Below are 23,421 nucleotides of genomic sequence, written 5' to 3'. Positions count from 1 at the left end.
GTTAATTACTCCATTTCATTTTTTGAGACGCCATCATCCTGCGATGGCGCGGGTGTGTTGCCCGGCAGCTGACAGGCATTCGCCTGCGGCACCAGACTGATTTCGACACGGCGGTTCAGCGCCCGGCCTTCCGCCGTGTCGTTGGTGGCGACAGGACGGCTTTCGCCGTAGCCCTGCACCGCAAAGCAGCTCTCCGGCACATCGCCGGTGTCGCGCATCCAGTTGCGCACAGACTCCGCACGCTTAAGCGACAGCACCTGGTTGGACGGGTCATCGCCCGTGCTGTCGGTATGACCCGCTATCACAATCAGCCAGCCGGGCTTCGCCTTAATGCCCACCAGCGAATTCACCAGCAGCTTCGTGGTGCCGGGTTTCAGCGCCCATTTGCCGGTGTCGAACAGCGACATGCTGTCGAGGCGGATGATTTTCGGCGCGACCTTTTCCACAGGCTTCGGTGGAGGAGGTGGTGGCACATACGAGCGGATCGCTTCCAGCACCGGTATTCGCAGACGTCCCCCCCGATAAAGCCCCAGGCCCAGCCGGGCCGGTACACCATTCCGTGCATGCTCATCCAGCAGCGCCGCATCCTCGCGCAGCACCTGTACGGCGCTGGCTTTAGGACCGTAATCATCCATGGCGATGCTGTTGTAACGGACAATATCGAAGCTCACGCGTTGCAGCAGCTGGCGGTTGTTCCAGCCACTGCTGAGCAGTGCAGCAATGGCCGCTAGCGTGAAAATCCCGAGCGCACAACGCCAGGTTCGCTCACGCGGTGTCAGGCCCCGCCCTTCCGGCAGTAATGGCAGAATAAAATCCGGGAACAGGGAGATGACCGTACTGTCCGTTCCCACTGGCTGCCAGCCAGACACCTGCTGCATCGCGGTGTGACGGGAAAGCCACGTCGTCCAGGCCGATGTGGCCAGGCTTCCGGCCAGGATCGGCCCCATTCCCCACAGCACCGCAACAGGTGCAATGACCGGCACATCGGGGTTCTCATCCATAAAGACTGCCTGGACATGCTGACGGAACCAGTTCATCAGACTATTCATCAGCACCTGTTGCTGAACCGCAGGCGTTCCGCCGGAGGTAACCCATTCAGCAACAGAACCCGGGGCTGAAGATTCACGCCAGACCCTCACCCGTTCTCCCGGGAAAACCGCCTGCCAGAACATGTCATTCGTCATCGCGCTGCCGACCTGACCATTCAGTACCAGCGGCACAGAGTGACCGGTTGCTTTACGCAGTTGGCTGATGTGCCAGCGCAGGGTCAGCAGTCGACTGGTCAGGGCTTCGCTGTCAGGGTGCTGCTGCGGGCAGACGCTGATCATCACCGAAAGCTGACGTCCCCAGTCAGGACGTAACCACAGTATCTGACGGGCGGCCTGCGCCAGATCATGATGATCCTCCACGCGGATCCAGCATCCCTGCGTGACAGTGAGTACCGGTGACGAATGCGGCCAGGCCAGAGGCAGATCGCCACAAACCAGCACTACGGGCTGACGGTAAGTAGCGTCAGGCAGGTCCTCCAGGCGCAGGGTGACATCATGCTGTTCACGGCGACTGGCGACAGTCCAGAACGCCACGATAAGCCCCAGTACCACCAACAGAATGAGCACAGAAACCCACCTGGATACAGGCAGAAAACTCAGGCAGACCACGGCACTCAGCAGGACGGCCCACAACGCCAGCCCGCGCCGTTGTGCAGGACTCATTTCACGGCCCCCGGCAACAGGGTTAGCAGCAACTGATCCAGCCAGCGATCCAGTCCCCACCAGAGTGCAGCGACCACTATCACACTCAGACCAATACGTACGGGCCATGACGCCAGCCAGCCGCCCATGATTCCCCGCCCGGTATGACTTTCCGCCAGTACGGGGTAGGACTGTGGATAGCTGAACGGTGTGACATATTCACTGAGTGCGTTGACAAGCTTCTGGCGCTCCGGGTCATTCAATGAGCGGTAACTGCCGAGAAAACCCAGCATCATGACCCGCTGGAAGCAGGTCACGACGACATGGTCAGGCGCTGGTTCACGCAGCACATCGCGCATCCGATCGCACAGTGTGTCGCCGGCGTCCATAGTGCCGAGGAAGTGCCCCTGCAGGGGAATGTCATACCACTGCACACAGGCGTCATCTTCCACACCACGACCTTTCACCGCCTCATCGAGCAGGGCGCACTGTGCGGTAAGAATATGCTGACAGCTGGCTTCATCGAGTTCGCTCGCTTTCAGCTCACGCTGCACACGTTCGACATCAGCAATACAGCGCTCCCACAGCGTGCGCCCTTCGCCCTCCTGAAACGTCGGACCGTGACGCAGGCTGATCACCTGAAGCCAGGTGTCCTGCAGCAGGGCATCAATATCAATGGCCGCGGCAGTGCCGCGTTTACGTTCACTCATGTTCTCAACACCGCAAAGAGTTCAAGTTCAGGCTCGCCGAGCATGCCCGGAACGTAAAACATGCAGGTACCGCCCTGAAGCATTTCAGTGGCCTGAGGATGAGAGACATCAAGACTGAAATACTGATTTTCCAGACGTAACGGAATGGCTGCCGGTACATGGCGCAGCGGCGTCAGAGGCACGCCGACCCGCGATGAATTGACGATACTTCTGACATGATCGGGGTTGCCGATCTTGCACTGGCGCGGGAACTGCTCCTGCAGTTGTGCCACCGGTACCGTTGAACGCACCGAGAGGTAGTAATCAGCCCCTTCACGCAGACGTGGGTCATGCAGACGGGCCTGCCAGAAGTGAAGCCGGGCATCATGCTCAAGCTCAATCGCTACCACCCGCGACGGTAGGCTGGCTTCCAACAGGTCACCCAGTAAATCAAACAGCGGCGGGAATACGTTATTTTGTTGCTCGTGCTGCCAGACCGGGATCGCACTCACCTGATGCTCCAGCGAGAAAGTCAGCAGACTGCCCGCCAGGCGTGCCAGTTCCGGATACAGACGCTCCGGCGGGCTTTGCGGGTGGCGCTGAAACTGTCCGAGCACGGGTTCAGCGCTGTTCAGGGCATTGAGCAGCCAGAACAGGGACACATCCGCCACGGCAAAATCGGCCATCCGCTCATTACTTTCCCGGCGCATGGCCATCAGCCGACTCAGGCGTACACGTAGCTGGCTCATCAGCTGTTCCAGCTGGGTCATCAGCCAGCGACTGCCCTGCAGAGCCAGCAGTGGCGGAAGAAACGTCTCATCCAGTAACCATGCCCCCTGCGAATCCTGCTGCAGGCGGGCAACCGGGCAGGTCAGATAATCGCTGTTGTCCTGACAGGCAAACCGCAGCGTCAACTCAGGTTTCATCACCGCAATCTGGCGGGTGTCGTCCCCATAAGCGTTGCGGATATCCCGCCAGCGCTGGCGATAGCGAACAGGGCGTTCGGCCACCGCATCGGGTGTAAGACAGTTGCCGCCATTCGCCCGCAGCAGCGGGAGGGCCAGCACCACCACCGCATCCTGTGATCCACTCTCAAGCGCCAGCACCGGCGGCAAATCGTCAGCATTATCAGTGTCGATAAGCGTCCCGTCAGGGAAACGAATGTGCAGATGACGAGCCTGCAGGCGGCCCAGTTTCAGTGCATCCGGTTCGAAAGTGGCATCAATCACTCCCCAGGGATGGGAGAGACCTAACCGGGCGATGCATTCCGCAGACCAGGCCGCATACGCGGCCTGTTGCTGGAAGTGTTGGGGAGAGACCATCTGGCCCCTGCCCCATAACGGTTGTTCCGTTTTCATTGGCTTCCTGCCTAAACTTACGCTTTCGCTTTCGGCATCTGGCTCACCAGCGACAGGTTCACGTCCATGCCTTCCACCTGGAAGTGCGGCACCGCGAACAGCTTCACGCGGAAGAAGCCCGGGTTGTCCTCGATATCTTCCACCACCACCTTCGCGTCGCGCAGCGGGTGCGAGGCCTGCAGTTCGTCGCCCGGATCGGTCATTTCGGTCACCAGACTGCGTACCCAGGTATTGAGTTCCAGCTCCAGCAGACGGCGATCTTTGGTGGTGCCGATGTTCTCGCGCTGAATCAGCTTCAGGTAATGCGCGATGCGCGACAGCAGGAAGATATACGGCAGACGGGCGTTGATGCGGCTGTTGGCGGTGGCATCGGCGGTGTCGTACAGCGCCGGTTTCTGCGCCGAGTTCGCCGAGAAGAAGCAGGCGTAATCACGGTTCTTGTAGTACGACAGCGGTATAAAGCCCAGGTTAGCGAATTCAAATTCGCGGGTTTCCGGGATCATCACCTCTGACGGGATCTTCACCTGGTTGCCGGTACCCAGATCGTACAGGTGGATCGGCAGGTCTTTCACGGCCCCACCAGCCTGCGGGCCACGAATTTGCACGCACCAGCCGTTGTTGATGAAGCTCTTCACCATGTTGGAGGCGAAGGAGAAAGAGGCGCTTGTCCACAGGTATTTTTCGTGGTCCGGACCTTTCACCTGCTCAACGTAGTTGAAACTGCGCACCGGCACCGTGTCCGGACCATAAGGCAGACGCCCCAGCACGCGCGGCATCACCAGGCCAATATAACGGGCATCGTCGGTGTCGCGGAACGATTTCCATTTGATGTATTCGGCACGGTCGAAGTAGTTACCGATGTCCTTAATCGCGGCTACCTCTTCCATCGATTCCTTGAGGAAGAATTTCGGCCCGACGGCACCGATAAACGGCATATGCGCGGCGGCAGAGACTTTCGAGATATTGCGCAACAGCGCCACGTCCTGCGGACTTGCGTCAAATTCGTACGCTGAAATAACCGAGCCAATCGGCTCGCCGCCCGGGGTGTCGTATTCAGCGGTATAGGTGTGCCAGTACAGGCCGCTCTGGATAAGTTCCGGCGCATCTTCGAAGTCCTGGCGCAGATCCTCTTTTGACACATCCAGAATTTCCGTTTTCACGTTCTGGCGGTAGTCGGTGTTGTCCACCAGCTGCTTCAGGCCGCGCCACAGGGATTCTACTTTCTGGAATTCTGCATGATGCATCACCGCATCCAGCTGGCGGCTGATTTGGAAATCCAGCTCCGCGATATGGTGGTCAATCAGGGTTTTATCGAGTTTTTCCACAGGCTGGCCGGATTTGCGGATGCAGTCCATAAATACCTGCATCGCGGCCGTCAGGCGCTCACCTGCCGGAGCATCAGACAGTGCAGCATCGTCCAGAAACGCATTGATATCGCCCAGGCTTGTGGCCGGGGTCAGGTTGATTTTGTCGAACAGGGAGGCGTAGACGCTCTCTTTTTCCAGCACAGTGGTCTGCCCCTGCGCGGAGCCATTTTCAGTATTAACAGACATCAGCATTCTCTCGTTTAATCCATTAAAAGACGCGCCCGTTTTTATTTCGGGGCCAGGGCACTCATTTCGTTACGTAATTCCTGAGACAGCGCCGGGTCCTTAAGAATTTTCTCGAGCTCTTTTCTGAAAGTGGCGTTATCCAGCAGATTGGACTTGAGGTCACGTAATAAATTACGCATCGCCAGCATGGCACGAAGTTGGGGAATTTGTCGGGCCACCTGTTCGGGTTCAAAATCTTTCATATCTGAAAAGCGCAGCGTTACATTCTCTTCCGTACGCTCACCCGCCAGCGTATTCGGAACCGTCATGTTGACCTCCGGGTTAAATTCCGAAAGTACACTGTTTAGGTTATTTTTGTTGACGTTAATTTTCTTTCTTTCAGATAATGGTCGGCTCTCTTTACCGTTACTGAAATCACCGACAGCGAGTAATTTAAGGGGTAATTCAACTTTCTTCTGCGCCCCTCCGGTATGCAATGCAAGTTTTAAATTAATGCGTGCCTTAGGCACCTCGTTCTGGAACGTATCAGCCATAGCAGTCCCTTTCCTTAAGGAATGTTTGTTGAAGTTAACGACGTTTCTGAATAAATCGATATTAGAACAAAACTCTGCAATAGATCAACTACCTGGAACCAAAGCCCAAATTAAGACATTCCTTAAGAACTTTACTCTATTTAGTTAAAATATGGTTTGCAGCGTGCCTTTTCATAAAGAAATATCAACCACAACGCCGAAAATAGTCAGTATAAGTGGCTATTTCTGTGAAAAAAATGAAGATCCATATCCAAACAAAGCAACGTCATTGATTTAAATCAATACGAGAGAAAATATCTACAGCGCCACCTAATAATATGACCCGCATCAATATTTACACGCTTCCGCAAGAGGCGACACCCATTAAAAAGTCCAATAATGGACAGTTTTTTTACGAGATGGAATATATTCAAAATATGAATATTTCTCTTAATTTAAAAAAACAGAGCAATACCCAGCGCTGTAACACACAGTATCAATGCAGCGCCGTCTTCACGATCGACAAAGAACAGAAAAGCGCTGGCACGTGATATCGGGCCAGCGCAGTATCAGGAGGGGAAATAAATTAGCGGACTCTCGTTTTTCAGTGCTTCACAATATACATCGTACGGCTGTACGCCACGTCTTCAGGGTTATTGATCGGATATCCCTTCACCCAGGGTTTAATCAGACGTCCGTTGGTATACTGGTAGATCGGCGCAATTGGCGCTTTTTCCGTGAGGATCTTCTCCGCCCGGTTGTAATCCGCATTACGGGCTTCCGCGGTGGTTTCAAGCGTCGCCTGATTGATGATCTTATCGTAGGCCGGGTCGTTGAAGCGGGAGATATTGCCGCTGTGGGTGGACGTCAGCAGCGACAGGAAGGTCGATGGCTCGTTGTAGTCCCCGACCCAGGACGCACGGATCACATCAAAATTCCCTGTGTTTCGGCTATCGATATAGGTTTTCCACTCCTGGTTTTGCAGTTTGACGTCTACACCCAGGTTCTTCTTCCACATCGACGCCACCGCAATCGCGATTTTCTGATGGTTCTCTGACGTGTTATACAACAGGGTCAGCTTCAGTGGACGCTGAGGACCATACCCCGCCGCCTGCAGCAAGGTTTTGGCCTGTGCGTTTAGCTCCTGCTGCGACATCTGCTCAAACAGTGATGTCTCTGGCGTGAAACCTGCCGTCACATCAGGCGTGAAATGCCAGGCGGGTTTTTCTCCCGTACCTAACACTTTCTCCGCCATAATCCGGCGATCGATGGTCATACTCAGCGCCAGACGCACGCGGGAATCGGCTGTCGGACCCTTTTGCGTGTTAAATGCATAGTAATACGTTCCCAGCTGCGGCGGTGTGTAAACCTGTCCGGGAATATCCTTGAGTAACTTCTGATACAGGTTTTTCGGGAACGACTCGGTGATATCAATATCCCCTGCCAGATAGCGTTTGGTGGCGGAAGACTCCTGGTTGATCGGAATAAACGTCACTTTTTGAAGAACAGTTTTCGCGTTATCCCAGTAGTGGGTATTCGGCACAACGACCAGCTTCTCATTCACCACACGATCTTTCAGCACGTAGGCCCCATTGCCCACCAGGGATCCCGGACGCGTCCACTCTTTACCGCTTTCGACGTTCCCTTTCTGAACCGGATAGAACGCGAAGTTTGCCGTCAGGTTGCTGAACCACGGCAGCGGTTTATCGAGCTGAACGCGTAACGTTCTGGCATCCACCGCCGTGACTCCCAGCGTATCGGGCGCGGCTTTGCCATCAATAATCGACTGAGCGTTGTTAATGCCTGCCAGAGCAGCAAACCAGGCAAACGGCGAGGTGGTTTTCGGGTCAACCAGACGCTGCCAGCTGTAGACAAAATCCTGCGCCGTGACCGGCGTACCGTCAGACCATTTCGCATCATCACGTAAGGTAAATGTCCAGATGCGGTTATCGTTACTCTGCCAGCGCGTCGCCACGCCCGGTGTCAGCTCCCCTTTCTCATTTTGATTGACCAGGCCTTCAAACAGATCGCGAATCACCTGAATCTCGGGTAACCCCACGGCTTTGGCCGGGTCAAGAGATGCGGGTTCGTCTTTGATGTGTCTGACCAGCTCCTGTTTTTGTGCCAGTACCGTGCCCTTTGGCACATCAGCAGCGTAAGAATATGACGATAGCCCGCAAAGGCACAGCGCAGTAAAAAGCAGCGAAACAGGATGCTTCATGAGATCCCCTTTTAAAATCGGTAATACGCGGATGCGTAATTATTTGTTTCGAAACAGCGTAATGCAAATACCTTATGCCGAAAAGTTGATATCAGGCAATGTTCGCCCTTCGATGAAACTATTTGATTAAACGCGAGTTTTGCACAACACTGCCAGTAAGCTCTTCTTTATCAGGATTTCCTATGGCAGTTACCCGACCAAGAACGGAACGTGGCGCTTTCCCGCCAGGCACCGAACATTATGGCCACTCTTTCTTAGGTGCCCCGCTGATCTGGTTTCCCGCACCGGATGCCGATCGTCATAGCGGCCTGATTATTGCGGGAACGCACGGCGATGAGAACTCCTCGATTGTCACCCTCTCCTGCGCGTTACGCACCCTTGCACCGACACTACGCCGGCATCATGTGATCCTGACCGTCAACCCGGATGGCTGTCAGCTTGGGCTGAGGGCGAATGCGAGAGGGATAGACTTAAACCGCAACTTCCCGGCGGCCAACTGGCGTGAGGGTGAAACGGTCTACCGCTGGAATAGCTCGGCTGAAGAGCGTGACGTGGTGTTACTGACGGGAGAAAAACCCGGCTCAGAGCCAGAAACACAAGCGCTCTGTCAGTTAATCCACAAGATCCACCCCGCATGGGTTGTCTCATTTCACGATCCGCTGGCCTGTATTGAAGATCCCCGTCACTCCGCGCTGGGACAGTGGCTTGCCGATGCCTTTGCCCTGCCTCTGGTCAGCAGCGTCGGCTATGAAACACCGGGGTCATTTGGTAGCTGGTGCGCCGATCTGGATTTGCACTGCATCACCGCGGAATTCCCCCCGATATCTTCCGACGAAGCCAGCGAAAAATACCTGAAAGCGATGGTAGATCTTCTGCGCTGGCAGCCTCAGAGATGAAGCACTCCGCTGGTGAAAGTGAGTGCTGGCGAAACGTCAACCGCCAGCCACGTCGGGCCATCGAGATCGGCAAAACTGACCTGATTGACCAACGGTAGCGCCGCATTAATCGCCCGGGAAGTACAGAGCATGCACCCCAGCATTAACGAAAATCCCTGCGCCTGCGCCTCGGAAGCCAGCGCCAGCGCCTCGGTCAGCCCCCCCGTTTTATCGAGCTTGATATTGACCATTTCATAGCAGCCCGCTAAGCCGTCGAGGCTGTCGCGGGTATGACAGCTTTCATCAGCGCAGATGGGCAGTGGGTGGATAAAGTTCTTCAGCGCCGCATCATCCTGCGCCGGAAGGGGTTGCTCCAGCATGGCGACCCCCAGATCGGCCAGCAGCTGGCAGCGCGCGGCCAGCCCTTCCGGATGCCATGACTCGTTGGCATCCACAATCAGAGTAGCCTCCGGTACCGCCGCGCGAATGGCGACCATGCGTTCACTGATCAAGCGATCGTCGAGTTTCACCTTCAACAGCGTGGCGCCAGCCTCAAAGAGCGCTTTTGCACTGGCAGCCATCTGCTCCGGCTCGCCAATCACCACGGTTTGCGCGGTAATGACTTCCTGAGGGAGCGTCACGCCGACAAACGCAGGTAAGGATGTCTGCTGCTTCGCCGCCTCCAGGCTCCACAGCGCGCAGTCAATCGCGTTACGCGCCGCGCCGGCAGGCAAACGCTGCTGTAACGCCTCACGCGTTAACCCGGTTTGCAACTCAGGCACCAGGGTCATAATTTGCGCCATCACCGAGGCCAGGCTTTCTCCATAGCGAGGATAAGGCGTGCATTCGCCAACACCTTTAACCCCCTCTTCTTCTATTTCAACCACTACCACGCTTGCTTCACTTCTGCTGCCACGGGAGATGACAAACGGGGTGTGCAATGGCCAGGCTTCTTCATAGACCTTAACGCTTCTCATCACTGACTCCTTGCGGCCCGGTAAGGCGAAAAATTGGTTTGCCGTGTTATCCGCTGATGGCATACACTAGCCTCGACGTTAACTATATGTAAACAGGAAGATATCTATGTCACAACTCGTTCATTTCCAGGGCAACCCGGTTGCTGTAGCAGGTTCCATTCCGCAGGCTGGCAGCAAAGCGCAGGCTTTTACTCTGGTGGCTAAAGATCTGTCTGACGTCACACTGGGCCAGTTTGCTGGCAAACGCAAAGTACTGAACATTTTCCCAAGCATTGATACCGGCGTGTGCGCCGCATCCGTGCGTAAATTCAACCAGCTGGCGACTGAAATGGACAACACCGTGGTGCTGTGCGTTTCAGCTGACCTGCCATTTGCGCAGTCCCGCTTCTGCGGTGCAGAAGGTCTGAGCAACGTCATCACCCTCTCCACTCTGCGCAGCCCGGATTTCCTTGAGAAATACGGTGTAGGCATTGCTGAAGGCCCATTGAAAGGCCTGGCGGCGCGTGCCGTGCTGGTGATCGATGAAAACGATAACGTCGTGTTCAGCGAACTGGTCAACGAAATCACCACTGAACCTGATTACACTGCTGCGCTGGACGCGCTGAAAGCCTGATCATTAGCAGGCATTCTATAAAGCTTAGCAATGTAATGAAATAAAAGGTTTATTTAAGAGTACACCTTACTTTCCAAACCTCGCCGATGCGGGGTTTTTTATTACCCGCGCAGCTGAATCGTTAAAGCTGCATTGGGATAACCTCACGCTTTTTTATGAAATAAATGTGCAAACACTCGCCATAAACGAGATCATTCACACACAATAAAGGTTAAAAAAACGCAACTTCTCCACCAGTGAAGCCCATCACATTTCCCTCCCCGACTAAACATTAGATTTGCTTACGAAATAAAAAATCGTTTCAGCAAAAGGGATAGAACATGAAGATAAAACTGGCGTTTACGGTCCTTGCGGTACTGATCTCTGGACATGCTGCAGCTAAAACCTGGGTGCTGACAAGCGCTGAAAGCAGCATGGAGAAAGGAAACTGGAAAATTTCCAGCAATGAGCTGAAATTTCAGGGTCAGCCTTTCAGCATCGAACAAAAAGTCCTGCATGGCGGTAAGCAGGAAGGCAGCAAGGTAATCGTTATCAGCAGTAAAAACGGCCTGACAATCACCCTTAGCCCGACGCGCGGGATGAATCTGCTGCATGTCGAGGGTTTTGGCACCCAAATGGGATGGTCCTCTCCGGTGAAAGAGGTCGTGAATCCGGCCTTTATCAATCTGGAAAGTCGAAACGGTCTTGGCTGGCTGGAAGGTTTCAACGAGATGATGGTTCGCTGTGGCTATGAATGGACAGGCCACCCGGTCACGGCAGACGGCCAGATTTATACCCTGCACGGCAAGGCGGGAAATACGCCAGCGTCGCAGGTGGAAGTGGAGGTTGCAGATGCCGCACCACATGAAATCCGCATTCGCGGTTTAATTAAAGAGAGCACGTTTAAAAAAGCGGATTTGCAGACCATGACCGAACTGCGCTACGTGCCGGGCAGCAACCAGTTCAGCCTGCATGATGTTCTGACCAACCATGCTGATTATCCTCATGATTATCAGATTATCTACCACAGCAACTTTGGTACGCCAATCCTCGAAGAAGGTGCCCGTTTCCTTGCACCTGCAGCCAGTATTGGTCCTTTCAATGATTATGCTAAAGCGGGTCTGGATAACTGGCAAACCTACGCCGGCCCCACTCAGGGCTTTGATGAAATGGTCTTCAATATCAAACCGCTCGCGGATAATAACCATGAGACCCTGGCAGCCGTGATCAATAAGGCGGGAGACAAAGGCGCGTCAATTCAGTTCGACACGCGGCAGTTGCCTGTCCTGACCTTATGGAAAAATACCGACACGCTTAAACAGGGTTATGTCACGGGTATTGAGCCGGGAACCAGCTACGCCTATCCTGTCACCATTGAACGCGAGCAGAAACGCGTTAAGCAGTTACAACCTGGCGCCAGCACGCAATTCGACCTGACCTATACCCTGCTTCACAGCAAGGAACAGGTGAAAGAGGTTGAACAGAAAATTGCGGGGATTCAGGGCGAAACAAAAGTCGAGGTAGATACCACGCCTCTGGCGAAAGAGTAAGTGCGAAAAAAAGCCTCTTTACAGAGGCTTTTATCGTTATTCGTCACCCTTCTTGTGGTTGAGTCCATATTCGCGAAGCTTATTCGCAATCGCGGTATGGGATACGCCCAGGCGTTTTGCCAGCTTACGCGTGCTTGGGTAGCTGCGATACAGCTGAGTCAGCACGGAGCGCTCGAAACGGCTCGTAATATCATCCAGCGAGCCTTCCATCGCCTCTTCGCCCACCGATACCGTTCCGGCATCGTAATCCGGTAACAGGATATCCTGCGGTCGCAGCTCGTACCCTTCCAGTTGCGTCAGCGCCCGATAGACGGCATTTTTCAACTGACGAATATTACCCGGCCAGCCGTAGCGCGTCAGCACCGTCCCCAGATCGGCTGACAGTTTCGGACGCGGTACACCCTGCTCGTCGGCAAAGCGCGCCACAAACAGCTCTGTCAGTGGAATGATATCTTGCGGACAATCGCGCAGCGGCGGAATGTTTAGCGTCAACACGTTCAGTCGATAGTAGAGATCTTCGCGGAACATCCCTTTCTGTACCAGCTCAACGAGGTTTTTCTGGGTGGCACAAATCACGCGCACATCCACATGAACTTCATGATCCTCACCGACCCGACGGAACGTACCATCGTTCAGGAAGCGCAGCAGTTTGGCCTGCATGCGTGGCGACATTTCGCCTATCTCGTCCAGCAGTACAGAGCCGCCGTTAGCCTGCTCGAAGAAGCCTTTCTTGCCTTCCGGGGCGTGGCCAAACAACTCGCTCTCGACGGCATCCTCTGGAATAGAGGCACAGTTCAGCGCCAGATACGGTTTTGCGGCGCGCGGGCTGGCCAGATGTACGGCGTGGGCCAGCAGATCCTTTCCGGTCCCGGTATCGCCGGTAATCAGCAGCGGCGCGGTCAAACTGGCAAGCTTACGGGCCTGATCAACTACATGACGCATTTTCGGGCTGACGGCAATGATCTGGCTGAACGCCCCCACATCCTGACTGGAGAGATTTTGCAGCTGACGGCCCATCCGCACGGTCGAGCGCAGCATGATCACGGCACCGGTCAGTACGCGGGCGTCATTCTCCCCTTTCAGATACACCGGCGTAATCTCCATAAGGAAATTCTGCCCGTTGATCACCACATGCTCGCTGTGCGTATTTTGCGGGTTACTGTCCAGCCAGCGCTGGAAGTTAAACCCCGGGATCAGCTGCGCGGCGTGGTGGTGACTGAGCTTGTCCTGGCTCTGGGCGAACAGCTGGCAGCTCGCATGGTTTACCCGCTCGACTTTGCTTTTCAGATCCAGTGACAGGAAAGGCTCCGGCATGGCTTCCAGCAAGGCGCTCAACGCGAGATGTTCACGTTCAGACGGCATCCAGGGGATAGTGCGGACATCCGTAACGCCAGCGATACGGCGTATTTCAGCCATCAGGCTGCTGAACGTATTAAATTCAATTTCGGCAAAATTGAGGTAAATTCGCCCGACAGGATCGATCTCAATGCCACGTAAATCAATGCTACGTAAAACAAGGAGATCGAGTAACTCGCGGGTCAGACCGAGACGGTCTTCACAGAAGACTTCAAGACGCATGGGAAATTCACCGTTTTAAGCCAATAACCTTAAAATGATATGTCAGAACACGGTGATGCGGAAGATGGCTGTCAAGAAAGATTGACAGCCAGCACGATAAGTAAACAAACCGGTTACTGAACCGGTTTTTTATTGAGCGTCTCTTTGAGCTGCCCAATCAATTCACGGCGGAAATCCCCCAGGCGCGGTTTATCTCCGTCGATCCACGGCAGTGGTCGGCAGACTTCCATCGCCTTAATGCCCAGACGTGCGGTTAACAACCCTGCCCCAATTCCCTGCGCGGCACGCGCTGAGAGACGAGCCGCCAGATCCTGAGACATCCAGTCCATGCCGACTTCGCGCACCAACTCACTGGCACCGGCAAAGGCGATATTCAGCAACACCAGCTTAAACAGCCGCAGTCGGCTGTAGTAGCCAAGCTCAATACCATAAAGACTGGCGATACGGTTTATCAGCCGCAGGTTACGCCAGGCGATGAACGCCATATCCACCAAAGCCAGCGGGCTGACCGCGATCATCAGCGTTGATTCCGCGGCAGAGCGGCTAATCTCGCGTCGCGCCTGAGCATCCAGTACAGGCTGCACCATGTGGGAGTAAAGCGTCACGACTTCCCGGTCATTTTGGGTTTCATGAATAGCGGCATACCAGCGCTGCAGCGCCGGGTGTGACTGGTCTATCCCGGCCTGCGCCGCCAGCTTTTCGCAGAATGCGCGGCCTTTTCCGGTACCGTGGCTGTGCAGCAGATCGCGAGCTTCATCCCGCTCATGCGCTCGCTGTCGCAGACGCCACAGCCGACGCCATTCAGTCACAACGGACCCGACGCCCGCTCCCACGATCAGGGCCCCTGCGGCACAACCGCCCAGCGCCACCCAGTCCTGAGTTTGCCAGGCGTTGATACCCCACTGCATCCCCTGCCCAACCACGCTCACGCCAAACAGCGCCAGCCCGGCCGCGACCATCTTACGCCACAGGCTGCGTTTCGGACGTAAAGCAGCCTCAACGACTGCTTCCGCCTGGCCTTCCTCGACGGACGGCTCGTCTGTTAGCGCCGGGGCGAAATGTTCCGCCTGCGTGCCGCTGAACGTCTGCGCCGCTTTGAAGGCCTCCTGCTGCGCCTGCTCAAGCGTCCCGGTAAAATCAATCCGGGGTTTTAACGGTTCCGTCATCGCAATTTATCTCCAATCAAAAACTCCAGCGCCGCATCCAGACGAATGTGCGGTAACGGCTGATCGACGGTCATAACCTGTGGGCGGAAGGCTTCAAACTGGAAGCCCTGGCTCTGCCAGAATGCCTGCCCCGGCAGACGCGCGGGCACTTCGCCGGGATATACGGTCAGCGGTTCGCCGTCGCTAAGGCGATTCCCGCGCAAGGCCGGGATTTTCTCGCCGTTGAGGTCAATCAACCCACTTTGCGTCGCCTGCACGGAAGCCAGCCCGAGGCAATCCATGCTGATCCCTTCGAACGCCGCATTTTGCCAGGCGTCCTGCACCAGTTGCTGTAACAGCGACACCATGTTGGCATGCTGATCAACCGTTACGTGATCGGCCTTGGTGGCCGCAAACAGCAGTTTGTCGATCACCGGAGAAAAGAGGCGGCGAAACAGCGTACGCTGTCCGTAGTGAAAACTTTGCATCAGTTGCGTCAGCGCCAGGCGCATATCGTTGAAAGCCTGCGGCCCGCTGTTGAGCGGTTGCAGGCAGTCCACCAGCACAATCTGACGATCGAAACGTAAAAAGTGGTTTTTATAAAAACCTTTCACCACTTTTTCACAGTAGTAGTTGTAGCGCTCGCGCAGCATCCCGGCGTTGGTGTGCTTATCTGCCTGCGCCAGTTTTGCCTCTCCGACGCCATCCACGTCGGGCCACGGGAAGAACTGCAACGCAGGCGCACCCGCCAGGTCGCCCGGCAAAACAAACCGTCCCGGCTGGATGAAGTGCAGCCCTTCCTGTTTGCACTGATGCAGATAATCCGTCCAGGCTTCGGCAATCGCCGCCAGGCGGTTCTCATCTGCGGGCGCCAGCGGATCTAATCCTGCGCATAACTGTCGCCATTTTGCCGACCACTCCGCGCGGTGACCCTGTAACAAACCGGTCATTTGTCGCGACCAGCTGAGATAATCCTGCGCCAGCATGGGTAAATCGAGCAGCCATTCGCCCGGATAATCAACAATCTCGAGGTACAGCGTGGAGGTATCTTTAAAGTGGCGCATCAACGATTCATTGGAACGAAAACGCAGCGCGAGGCGGATTTCGCTCACCCCGCGCGTGGGCGTCGGCCAGGCGGGTGGGTCGCCGTACAGCTGTGCCAGCCCTTCATCGTAGGTAAAACGCGGGATACCGAAATCGCGCTGGGGAACACGCTTAACGCCCAGCAGACGCTCTTCCCGCACCGCGCTGAGCAGCGGCAGGCGTGCCCCGGCGTGCAGGTTCAGCAACTGGTTAACCATCGCCGTGATAAACGCCGTTTTGCCACTGCGGCTAAGCCCGGTGACCGCCAGGCGCAAATGGCGATCGACGCCGCGGTTCACCAGAGAATTGAGTTCGTTTTTAAGTCGCTTCATCGCCGTCCTTCGTTGCTGGAAGCCTGGAATGACTTGCTTCAGAATACAATAAATGGGGGCAGATCGTTGATTATCAATTCATAATTATTGCCATTGTCGTTTTTTCTCCAGTAAGATGAACGACATTGCCGTCCCGGAGTGAGTAAGGTGTATGTCACCCACCATCTATGATATTGCGCGCGTTGCTGGCGTTTCAAAATCAACCGTGTCCAGAGTGTTGAATAAACAAACCAATATTTCTCCTGAAGCACGGGAGAAAGTGCTAAAAGCGATTGAAGAATTAAATTATCAACCCAATAAACTTGCCCGCGCCCTGACCTCTTCTGGCTTTGACGCCATTATGGTGATATCTACCCGCTCAACGAAAACCACCGCCGGTAATCCTTTTTTCTCTGATGTTCTGCACGCCATAACCGCAAAAGCAGAAGAGGAAGGGTTTGATGTTATTTTGCAAACGTCAAAGAGCAGTGAAGATGACCTGCTCAAATGCGAAAGCAAAATAAAGCAGAAAATGATTAAAGGGGTCATTATGCTGAGTTCGCCAGCAAATGAAGCCTTTTTCTCGCGACTTGATGCCTACGGCGTCCCGGTTGTTGTCATCGGGAAAGTGGAAGGTGATTTTCAGAATATTTATTCCGTCGACACCGACAATTTTCATGACAGCGCGATGCTGACCGACACGTTTATTCAAAACGGCCGCAAAAAAATTGCCTGCCTGCACGCCCCTCTCGATTATCACGTTTCTATTGATCGTCTTGCAGGTTATAAAGCCAGTCTGGAAAAGCATAATATTACTGTTAATCCGGACTGGATCATTGACGGCGGATATACCCATGAGAGCGCACTTTCAGCGGCCATTAAGTTGTTGTCTTCTTCCACCCCGCCGGATGCGGTATTCGCCACCGACAGCATGAAATTGCTGAGTCTTTATCGCGCTGCGGATGAATTAAATTTGATGCTACCTGAGCAGGTTGCCGTGGCGGGTTACAGCGACCCGATGCTCTCCCTGATTCTGACGCCTGCGCCAGCTGGATTTGATATTCCCACCCGCAAGCTGGGCGAAGAGAGCTGCGACCTGCTTTTCAGGCGTATCTCCGGTAAACCCGCCCCGCATAAGGTGCTGATTGAGACCCACTTTTCGTTCGCTGATTCTCTTCGCTAAAACCAGGGGCAGACAGCCCCTGGTGAATAGCCGATCAGAAGGCGTAATTCACGCCCACGCCTGCATAATGGAAACGATCGTTTTCGCTTTCGTCATGGTTTTCCCATTCATAGGCATACTCCAGCGTCATTGAAAGGCCGTTACTGAAATCGTAGGCATAGAGCAGTCCCAGTCGGTTAAAATCATGCCCTTCACGCTCAGGATCGTCTCGCCAGTCCCAGTTTGACCAGCGGTCGAGCCCCAGGCGGGTATACGGCGTCAGCGTGGTGTTACCTAATGAAATGGGTAAATAGGCGCGGATCTCCTGCGTTGAAAACTCACCGTTATTACGTGAACTATCCATATTAAAACCACGCTCTAAATAGTAATTCACTTTTGCCGCGAAGGTTTCATTAATGGTCCAGGTAAAGCCCGTTTCTGTTTCAACACGACTGTCGGCATAACCCGTTTTTTCCAGGTCGTTCGCAAACTGATACATGGCAAACCAGCCGCCGAAACGCCAGTCATCGCTTAACTTAATATCCCAGTCTGGTTGTATTTTGTAGCGCTGCATATTGGCGCTACCGTCTTTCGCGCCGTGTTCATCTTTGAAATGATAACCGTAATTACGGAAACCGCCGGTCAGGCCGAGGGTAAAATCATCGGTTCCAATAAAACGATAGCGCAGCTCGAATTCGGGACGATCAAAATAGGTCCCGCGGGTCATACTGCTGTAATCAACGGGACCTTCCTGATACATGGCAAGGGAAATCGTCCACGCATCCCATGTGGCGTTAAACCACACGGAGGGTTCATATAATCCGTCTTTATCATCCCCCTGACCTTCGACGTTTTCAATTTCATACATGGCACCTATATTAAAATTCCAGTGTGGTGCCGGTTCTGAGGCGTGTGCGTAGCTAACCCCTGCGCATAGAATAAGCGCAGCACTTCTTAGTAGAGTACTCATTAAAATATTCCTTTATAATGGACAAACAAAAAAACCGGAAATTAATATTCCCGGCGAACATTTTTATTATCTGATTGCCGCTTCTGTTTCCGCGTCAAAAAAATGACACTTATTCATATCGAACTGAATGCCGATATTATCCCCTGCAGCATAATCAGTGGCAGCCCCTGCCCGGACGACCAGTTCGTGGCCCCCGACGGTGGCATACAGCATAAATTCAGCGCCGGTCAGTTCGGCAACGCTGATTTTGGCGGCAATCGCCTCACCGCTGGCTTGCGAGGTGAAAATATCCTCCGGTCGGATGCCAAAGACCACGGCTTTACGTTGATATCCCTGAGCGTTAAGTACCGAGAGCCTGTCTTCGGGGATTTCCAGGCGCAGCGTTTCCGTCACGAAGTAGCGTTCATTGATCGCCCCCCGAATAAAGTTCATTGCTGGCGAACCAATGAAACCTGCCACAAACATATTTGCCGGTTCGTTATAGACCTGCTTCGGTGCGCCCACCTGCTGAATGTATCCATCTTTGAGAATCACAATGCGGGTCGCCATCGTCATGGCTTCGGTCTGATCGTGCGTCACATAAATCATGGTGGTATTCAGCTTTTGATGCAGCTTGCTGATTTCGGCACGCATTTGAACACGCAGTTTGGCGTCAAGGTTTGAAAGCGGTTCATCCATCAGGAATACCCCCGCTTCACGCACAATCGCCCTGCCTAACGCCACGCGCTGGCGTTGGCCACCAGACAACGCGCCGGGCTTACGCGTGAGGTACTCACGCAGGCCCAGGATCTGAGCGGCCCAGTTAACCCGCTCTTCAATGACGGCGGGCGCGATTTTCTGCATCTTCAGCCCGAAAGCCATGTTGTCGTACACCGTCATGTGGGGATAGAGCGCATAGTTCTGAAAAACCATCGCGATATCACGAGACTTAGCCGGGACATCATTCATACAGACACCGTCAATCACCAGCTCACCGGCGCTGATCTCTTCCAGCCCGGCGATCATGCGCAGCGTCGTCGATTTACCGCAGCCCGATGGCCCGACGAAAACGATAAATTCTTTATCCTCAATGTCGAGGTTAAAATCTTTGACCACATGAACCTGGTTGTCATAGATCTTCTGGACGTGTTTAAGCGAAAGTTGCGCCATTCTTAATTCCTTATCAGTACCGTCCGGGAAGCCCAGAAATCGGTCAGGCATTTCCAGGTCAGCTCCCGCGTTGAATGAAGTTGAAGTCCCGCATGGTTGAGGCCTGCCCCTATTCCCACCGACAACATCCCTGCGGCGTTGATCGCCTCAACGCCGGAGGCAGCATCCTCAATCCCGATAGCCTCTTCCGGGCGGACGTTAAGACCCGTGCAGGCGGCAAGGAAGATTTCCGGGTCCGGTTTGGAGCGGGCAATGCAGGACGCATCGGCACAGAAATCAAACGCCCAGTGGATCCCCAACGCGTGCAAAATACCGGGAGCGTTGAGTGAAACAGACGCCAGCCCAATTTTGACGTTTGCCGCGCGGATATCGGACAACACGTCACGAATGCCCGGAAGCAGTGACGCCTGCGTAAGCGAAGCCAGCGACCGGACATAGAGATCGTTCTTTTTCCCCGCAAGCGCCAGGCGCTGCTTTTCGTCGAACGCGTCTTCTTTGCCACCGTGACGCAGGATCCGCTGCAGGGAATCCATGCGGCTGATTCCCTTCAGCCCTTCGTTGAAGCTCTCATCAATGGTGATCCCAATCTCCATCGCCACCGCACGCCAGGCCAGAAAATGCAGGTGTGCGGTGTCGGTGATCACGCCATCCAGATCGAATACAACAGCTTTAAGCTCCATCCCTTCCCTCCGTGGTAGCGGTCCCAGTAACAGACGTTAGAAAATCCTTGCAGGACAAGACCTGCCGTCCCGAAAGCTGAAGGGTTTTACCCCAGAGCGTTAGCGTGACGGGAGCAGAACTGGTCACCGTAAGTGCCTCTTTCGTAACGATGAAGTGCAGCTGCGCATTCTGCCAACGCAGCGGAAACGCCAGCCTTTGCCAGTGCGCAGGCATCCTGGATGCCAGATGTAACTCCCCGTCGACGATCTGCAGACCGGCAAATCCCTGAATAACACCTGACCAGATCGCGCCCGTTGCGGCAGCATGAATACCGTCATCACTGCTGTGCGGATCGTCGCCCAGATCGATGGCAATGCCATCACGCCAGAAGGCGTAAGCCCCTTCTGTATCACCACAACGCGCTTTCACAATCCCGTGAATGGCTTTGCTCAGGGACGAGTCATGAATAGTGCGCGGCTCATAGAATGCCAGGTTGGCCGCGCACTGCTGCGGCGTAAAGCGTTCCGGCAACAGGTAGTTAAGCATTACCACGTCGGCCTGTTTAAGGATTTGCATCTCGTTCACTTCGGCGCGCGAATAATCCAGCAGTATGGTCTGCTTACCCGCTTTTGCTTTATAGCGGCTCAGATCGATAGCGGGTTTGGACATAAAGGTGTCGTCCTGCGGTATGACCCCGTCGGTGTTTGCCTCAGGCAGCCATAAGCGCGCCAGGAACCGTTCCGCGTTTTGCGTAAATCGCCCGTCTTCACGCGCAAACATCGACATAAACCGGCAGGCACTGGCGACATTGTGCCAGGCCAGATAGTTGGTATACGCGTTGTTGTTCACGTGCTCCGTGTACTCATCCGGCCCAATTACGTCATGGATCTCCAGACGGTCGCCAACTTCCGTCGCGCGTCCCATCCAGAACGACGCGGTTTCCATCAGCAGCGCCAGGCCTTCATTGCGCATAAAGGCGTCATCGTGTGTTGCCTGCCAGTAGGCGACAACCGCCCACGCAATATCCGCCACGATATGATGTTCAGCCAGCGCGGAGGCCACTTTCTGACGAACGCCCGTGCGGATGTTGATCGCCGCGAATTCCGGCGTCTCTTCCTGACCGCTCGCGGCACTCTCCCAGGGGAACAGGGCGCCAGGCCAGCCGTTACGACGCGCTTTTTCCCGTGCCCCCGGCAGGTTAAGCCAGCGGTAGCGCAGCAGACGACGGGCAACCTCGGGTCGGGTAAAGAGATGGAAAGGCAGCAGGAAAATTTCGGTATCCCAGAAGACGTGGCCTTTATAGCCCTCCCCGGTCAGGCCTTTAGCCGCAATACTGCTCCGTTCATCATGGGCAGGCGTCATGGCCGTGAGATGCCAGACCGCGTAATCCAGCGCCAGCTGATCCTGATGCTCCGTCGACGTGACGTCCACCCGGCAGTCATGCCAGACCTTTTTCCAGGCACACGCAGAGCGTTCGAGTAACGCAGCATATCCTCTAGTGGCACAGACCTTGAACTCAGACAGCGCATTGCGGGCAAAGGTGTCCTGGGAAAGCGCTTTATTGCTGCGATGCGTCACCCAGACCAGTTTCTCAAGCGTGACAGTGTCACCCTGAGCAACCTTCACGGCGTGATGAACCGTGATACGCCGGTTTTTCGCGGTAAAGCAGCTGTCGCTGGTGGTTGAGAGACGACAGCATGCCGATATCACCACATCCGCAGCGCGATCCTGCGTTTCATACACGCCCTGCATGTAGTGCTGGTCAAAGACTCTTACCGAGATTTCATCCAGATGCTGACGGCCGCTGTTGGTTTGCGTCGCATCAATCCCCGTGCTCAGCATAACGTCTGATGAGGCATCCAGCGGAGTGACGGAGAGCTGCATTGCCACCAACGGCAGTTGATCCAGTGAGACAAAACGGCGGCTTTCCACACGGTAGCGCTTTTCGTCTGGCGAGCGCCACACTACGCGACGACGCAGTTCGCCATTGGCAAAATCCAGCTCCCGCTGCCAGTCAATAATCTCCCCTGACAGCAAGGTGAAATTGATGCCGTCCAGTTCGATATCCATGCCGGTGATGTCAGGCACGTTGATCAGCTCGTTGGTCTCATTACGACCAGCACGATGATAAAGCCCGGCAAGATACATTCCCCGGGTCTGCTGCGTGTAGTTTTCCTCATGCGTCGCACGTATGCCCATATAGCCGTTGCCGCAGGCCATGATTGACGCGTATTTATTGAGGCTGTGAGGGCTAAAACCCGGATCGTTTAATACAGACAGGTTCAGCATAACGTTACGCTTTCCCCTTTTTCTGCCGCCTCGTACAGTGCGGCGACCAGTTGCTGGATCACCAGCCCTTGTTCGGCATCGGCAATCATTACCGGCTCTCCCATGACGTGACGGACAAACGCATCCATGCTGCGTAAATGCCGCCGATCGTCTGCCTCTTCGCGCAAGGTGAGCGTCTGCAACATACCGCCCTCATCGTTGTAGATATGAGCCGGGAACAGCGTTGCCCCGGCTTTGTCACCGCAAAAGGCGACATTCATGATGGACTGCTCACGGATATTGAGCGCAAAGGAGGTATCCAGACGCAGAATGCCGCCATTGCAGAATTCAATCGTGCCAAACAGAGCATCCTCAACGGTAAACTGCGCAGGATCCCACTCCCCAAACTGGCCGCTGTTTTTCCGGGTACCCAGTTTTTGAAAGCTGTGCGCCGTCACCCGTTTTACCGCCGGGAAACCCAGCACATACATCGCGGCATCAAGCATATGAATGCCAATATCAATCAGCGGTCCCCCGCCCTGCAGTGCTTTGTTGGTGAATACACCCCAGCCGGGTACACCGCAGCGGCGTAACGCCTGTGCCGTGGTAAAGTAGATCTCCCCCAACGTCCCGTTTATTACCGCCTCGCGCAGCAGTTGCGTATCACGTGCAAAGCGGTGGTGAAAATCATAGGCCAGCACCTTTCCCGCCGTTCGGGCCGCAATCCGCATTAGCTCAGCCTCTTGTGGTGTCATGGCCGGGGGTTTTTCGCACATAACATGGCAACCGGCTTCCAGGGCTGCCATCACATGTTCAAAATGAAAGCGATTGGGCGAACAGACGCTCACCACATCCGGTTTGACCGCCTGCAGCATTTCATTCACGTCCTGCCATGCCGAAGGAATAGCGTGGCGTTCAGCAAACGCCTGAGCCTGTTCAAGGTGGCTGTCCATGACAGCCACCATCTGAACATCGCTGCGCGTGGAATAATACGAGGCATGTACGTTGTCCGCGACCTGCCCGGCACCAATAATGGCGACACGCAGAGGCGAAGGTGTTAAAGCACTCATCACGCTG

At 54.8% G+C, this 23,421-nt stretch carries 19 protein-coding genes; 4 read left to right on the top strand and 15 right to left on the bottom strand.

The genetic code is table 11. From position 1 onward, the window contains the following. Positions 1 to 5: 5 nt before the first annotated feature. The 6 genes from NQ842_RS11730 to NQ842_RS11705 form a co-directional block, all read right to left on the bottom strand. On the bottom strand, positions 6 to 1,712 hold the full coding sequence (locus NQ842_RS11730; RefSeq protein ID WP_257256894.1) for an OmpA family protein: 1,707 nt from the start codon (positions 1,710 to 1,712) through the stop codon (positions 6 to 8). After that, positions 1,709 to 2,401 (bottom strand): type VI secretion system protein TssL, short form, encoded by a 693-nt coding sequence (tssL, locus tag NQ842_RS11725; protein WP_257256893.1) that lies wholly within the window; start codon positions 2,399 to 2,401, stop codon positions 1,709 to 1,711. Before tssL ends, NQ842_RS11730 begins: the two co-directional genes overlap by 4 nt. Continuing rightward, a complete protein-coding gene (gene tssK / locus NQ842_RS11720; protein WP_257256892.1) occupies positions 2,398 to 3,738 on the bottom strand; it encodes a type VI secretion system baseplate subunit TssK in 1,341 nt (446 codons plus the stop codon). Before tssK ends, tssL begins: the two co-directional genes overlap by 4 nt. A 17-nt stretch (positions 3,739 to 3,755) precedes the next feature. Continuing rightward, positions 3,756 to 5,291, bottom strand: a complete 1,536-nt coding sequence (gene tssC, locus NQ842_RS11715) for a type VI secretion system contractile sheath large subunit (RefSeq protein ID WP_045903418.1) — start codon at positions 5,289 to 5,291, stop codon at positions 3,756 to 3,758. Between the two features lie 41 nt (positions 5,292 to 5,332). Beyond that, positions 5,333 to 5,824 (bottom strand): type VI secretion system contractile sheath small subunit, encoded by a 492-nt coding sequence (gene tssB, locus NQ842_RS11710; RefSeq protein WP_014832106.1) that lies wholly within the window; start codon positions 5,822 to 5,824, stop codon positions 5,333 to 5,335. Between the two features lie 583 nt (positions 5,825 to 6,407). Next, complete coding sequence (locus tag NQ842_RS11705; RefSeq protein WP_257256891.1) at positions 6,408 to 8,024, bottom strand: ABC transporter substrate-binding protein; 1,617 nt, start codon at positions 8,022 to 8,024, stop codon at positions 6,408 to 6,410. 182 nt (positions 8,025 to 8,206) lie between these two features. Here NQ842_RS11705 and mpaA point away from each other — a divergent pair, with 182 nt between their 5' ends. Next, complete coding sequence (gene mpaA / locus NQ842_RS11700) at positions 8,207 to 8,920, top strand: murein tripeptide amidase MpaA (RefSeq protein ID WP_096927920.1); 714 nt, start codon at positions 8,207 to 8,209, stop codon at positions 8,918 to 8,920. Here the strand turns inward: mpaA and ycjG are convergent. Then, on the bottom strand, positions 8,911 to 9,876 hold the full coding sequence (gene ycjG / locus NQ842_RS11695) for an L-Ala-D/L-Glu epimerase (RefSeq protein WP_046887793.1): 966 nt from the start codon (positions 9,874 to 9,876) through the stop codon (positions 8,911 to 8,913). The two genes, mpaA and ycjG, sit on opposite strands and share 10 nt — an antisense overlap. 106 nt (positions 9,877 to 9,982) lie before the next feature. Here ycjG and tpx point away from each other — a divergent pair, with 106 nt between their 5' ends. After that, positions 9,983 to 10,489, top strand: coding sequence for a thiol peroxidase (gene tpx, locus NQ842_RS11690; RefSeq protein ID WP_014832121.1), 507 nt, complete (start codon positions 9,983 to 9,985; stop codon positions 10,487 to 10,489). A gap of 320 nt (positions 10,490 to 10,809) precedes the next feature. After that, complete coding sequence (locus NQ842_RS11685; RefSeq protein ID WP_047361686.1) at positions 10,810 to 12,018, top strand: aldose 1-epimerase family protein; 1,209 nt, start codon at positions 10,810 to 10,812, stop codon at positions 12,016 to 12,018. A gap of 36 nt (positions 12,019 to 12,054) precedes the next feature. On the opposite strand, the gene tyrR is transcribed toward NQ842_RS11685, so the two are convergent. From tyrR to NQ842_RS11670, 3 genes are all read right to left on the bottom strand, one after another. Further along, the gene (gene tyrR, locus NQ842_RS11680) at positions 12,055 to 13,596 is read right to left on the bottom strand and encodes a transcriptional regulator TyrR (protein WP_014832123.1); all 1,542 of its coding nucleotides are present in this window, start codon (positions 13,594 to 13,596) and stop codon (positions 12,055 to 12,057) included. A 113-nt stretch (positions 13,597 to 13,709) separates the two neighbouring features. Then, positions 13,710 to 14,762, bottom strand: coding sequence for a YcjF family protein (locus NQ842_RS11675; RefSeq protein ID WP_194516200.1), 1,053 nt, complete (start codon positions 14,760 to 14,762; stop codon positions 13,710 to 13,712). Then, on the bottom strand, positions 14,759 to 16,156 hold the full coding sequence (locus tag NQ842_RS11670; protein ID WP_013096419.1) for a YcjX family protein: 1,398 nt from the start codon (positions 16,154 to 16,156) through the stop codon (positions 14,759 to 14,761). The genes NQ842_RS11675 and NQ842_RS11670 overlap by 4 nt, the downstream gene beginning before the upstream one ends. A gap of 151 nt (positions 16,157 to 16,307) precedes the next feature. Between NQ842_RS11670 and NQ842_RS11665 the strand changes: the two genes are divergently transcribed. Further along, complete coding sequence (locus NQ842_RS11665) at positions 16,308 to 17,318, top strand: LacI family DNA-binding transcriptional regulator (protein ID WP_257256890.1); 1,011 nt, start codon at positions 16,308 to 16,310, stop codon at positions 17,316 to 17,318. Between the two features lie 34 nt (positions 17,319 to 17,352). On the opposite strand, the gene NQ842_RS11660 is transcribed toward NQ842_RS11665, so the two are convergent. The 5 genes from NQ842_RS11660 to NQ842_RS11640 form a co-directional block, all read right to left on the bottom strand. Then, positions 17,353 to 18,267 carry an OmpG family monomeric porin gene (locus tag NQ842_RS11660; protein ID WP_257256889.1) on the bottom strand — a complete coding sequence of 305 codons (915 nt, stop codon included), beginning with the start codon at positions 18,265 to 18,267 and terminating at the stop codon, positions 17,353 to 17,355. Positions 18,268 to 18,333: 66 nt separating this feature from the next. Next, positions 18,334 to 19,416: an ABC transporter ATP-binding protein gene (locus NQ842_RS11655; RefSeq protein WP_047361681.1), complete on the bottom strand. Its 1,083-nt coding sequence runs from the start codon at positions 19,414 to 19,416 to the stop codon at positions 18,334 to 18,336. A gap of 2 nt (positions 19,417 to 19,418) precedes the next feature. Continuing rightward, positions 19,419 to 20,096, bottom strand: a complete 678-nt coding sequence (gene pgmB / locus NQ842_RS11650) for a beta-phosphoglucomutase (protein WP_257256888.1) — start codon at positions 20,094 to 20,096, stop codon at positions 19,419 to 19,421. Next, the gene (locus tag NQ842_RS11645) at positions 20,086 to 22,365 is read right to left on the bottom strand and encodes a glycoside hydrolase family 65 protein (protein WP_257256887.1); all 2,280 of its coding nucleotides are present in this window, start codon (positions 22,363 to 22,365) and stop codon (positions 20,086 to 20,088) included. The genes pgmB and NQ842_RS11645 overlap by 11 nt, the downstream gene beginning before the upstream one ends. After that, positions 22,359 to 23,417, bottom strand: a complete 1,059-nt coding sequence (locus tag NQ842_RS11640; RefSeq protein WP_257256886.1) for a Gfo/Idh/MocA family protein — start codon at positions 23,415 to 23,417, stop codon at positions 22,359 to 22,361. The genes NQ842_RS11645 and NQ842_RS11640 overlap by 7 nt, the downstream gene beginning before the upstream one ends. Between the last annotated feature and the right edge of the window lie 4 nt (positions 23,418 to 23,421).

The sequence above is a fragment of the Enterobacter cloacae complex sp. R_G8 genome, assembly GCF_024599795.1.
Lineage (GTDB): Bacteria > Pseudomonadota > Gammaproteobacteria > Enterobacterales > Enterobacteriaceae > Enterobacter > Enterobacter dissolvens.
This window is presented reverse-complemented; position numbering and strand designations above follow the sequence as displayed.

Bases quoted from the DNA above. Each gene is read 5' to 3' on its own strand.
- tyrR (WP_014832123.1), bottom strand. From the start codon at position 13,596: ATGCGTCTTGAAGTCTTCTGTGAAGACCGTCTCGGTCTGACCCGCGAG.
- tssB (WP_014832106.1), bottom strand. From the start codon at position 5,824: ATGGCTGATACGTTCCAGAACGAGGTGCCTAAGGCACGCATTAATTTA.
- NQ842_RS11705 (WP_257256891.1), bottom strand. From the start codon at position 8,024: ATGAAGCATCCTGTTTCGCTGCTTTTTACTGCGCTGTGCCTTTGCGGG.
- NQ842_RS11660 (WP_257256889.1), bottom strand. From the start codon at position 18,267: ATGAGTACTCTACTAAGAAGTGCTGCGCTTATTCTATGCGCAGGGGTT.
- NQ842_RS11675 (WP_194516200.1), bottom strand. From the start codon at position 14,762: ATGACGGAACCGTTAAAACCCCGGATTGATTTTACCGGGACGCTTGAG.
- tssK (WP_257256892.1), bottom strand. From the start codon at position 3,738: ATGAAAACGGAACAACCGTTATGGGGCAGGGGCCAGATGGTCTCTCCC.
- pgmB (WP_257256888.1), bottom strand. From the start codon at position 20,096: ATGGAGCTTAAAGCTGTTGTATTCGATCTGGATGGCGTGATCACCGAC.
- NQ842_RS11685 (WP_047361686.1), top strand. From the start codon at position 10,810: ATGAAGATAAAACTGGCGTTTACGGTCCTTGCGGTACTGATCTCTGGA.
- ycjG (WP_046887793.1), bottom strand. From the start codon at position 9,876: ATGAGAAGCGTTAAGGTCTATGAAGAAGCCTGGCCATTGCACACCCCG.
- tssL (WP_257256893.1), bottom strand. From the start codon at position 2,401: ATGAGTGAACGTAAACGCGGCACTGCCGCGGCCATTGATATTGATGCC.
- NQ842_RS11730 (WP_257256894.1), bottom strand. From the start codon at position 1,712: ATGAGTCCTGCACAACGGCGCGGGCTGGCGTTGTGGGCCGTCCTGCTG.
- NQ842_RS11670 (WP_013096419.1), bottom strand. From the start codon at position 16,156: ATGAAGCGACTTAAAAACGAACTCAATTCTCTGGTGAACCGCGGCGTC.
- NQ842_RS11645 (WP_257256887.1), bottom strand. From the start codon at position 22,365: ATGCTGAACCTGTCTGTATTAAACGATCCGGGTTTTAGCCCTCACAGC.
- NQ842_RS11655 (WP_047361681.1), bottom strand. From the start codon at position 19,416: ATGGCGCAACTTTCGCTTAAACACGTCCAGAAGATCTATGACAACCAG.
- tpx (WP_014832121.1), top strand. From the start codon at position 9,983: ATGTCACAACTCGTTCATTTCCAGGGCAACCCGGTTGCTGTAGCAGGT.
- NQ842_RS11665 (WP_257256890.1), top strand. From the start codon at position 16,308: ATGTCACCCACCATCTATGATATTGCGCGCGTTGCTGGCGTTTCAAAA.
- mpaA (WP_096927920.1), top strand. From the start codon at position 8,207: ATGGCAGTTACCCGACCAAGAACGGAACGTGGCGCTTTCCCGCCAGGC.
- tssC (WP_045903418.1), bottom strand. From the start codon at position 5,291: ATGTCTGTTAATACTGAAAATGGCTCCGCGCAGGGGCAGACCACTGTG.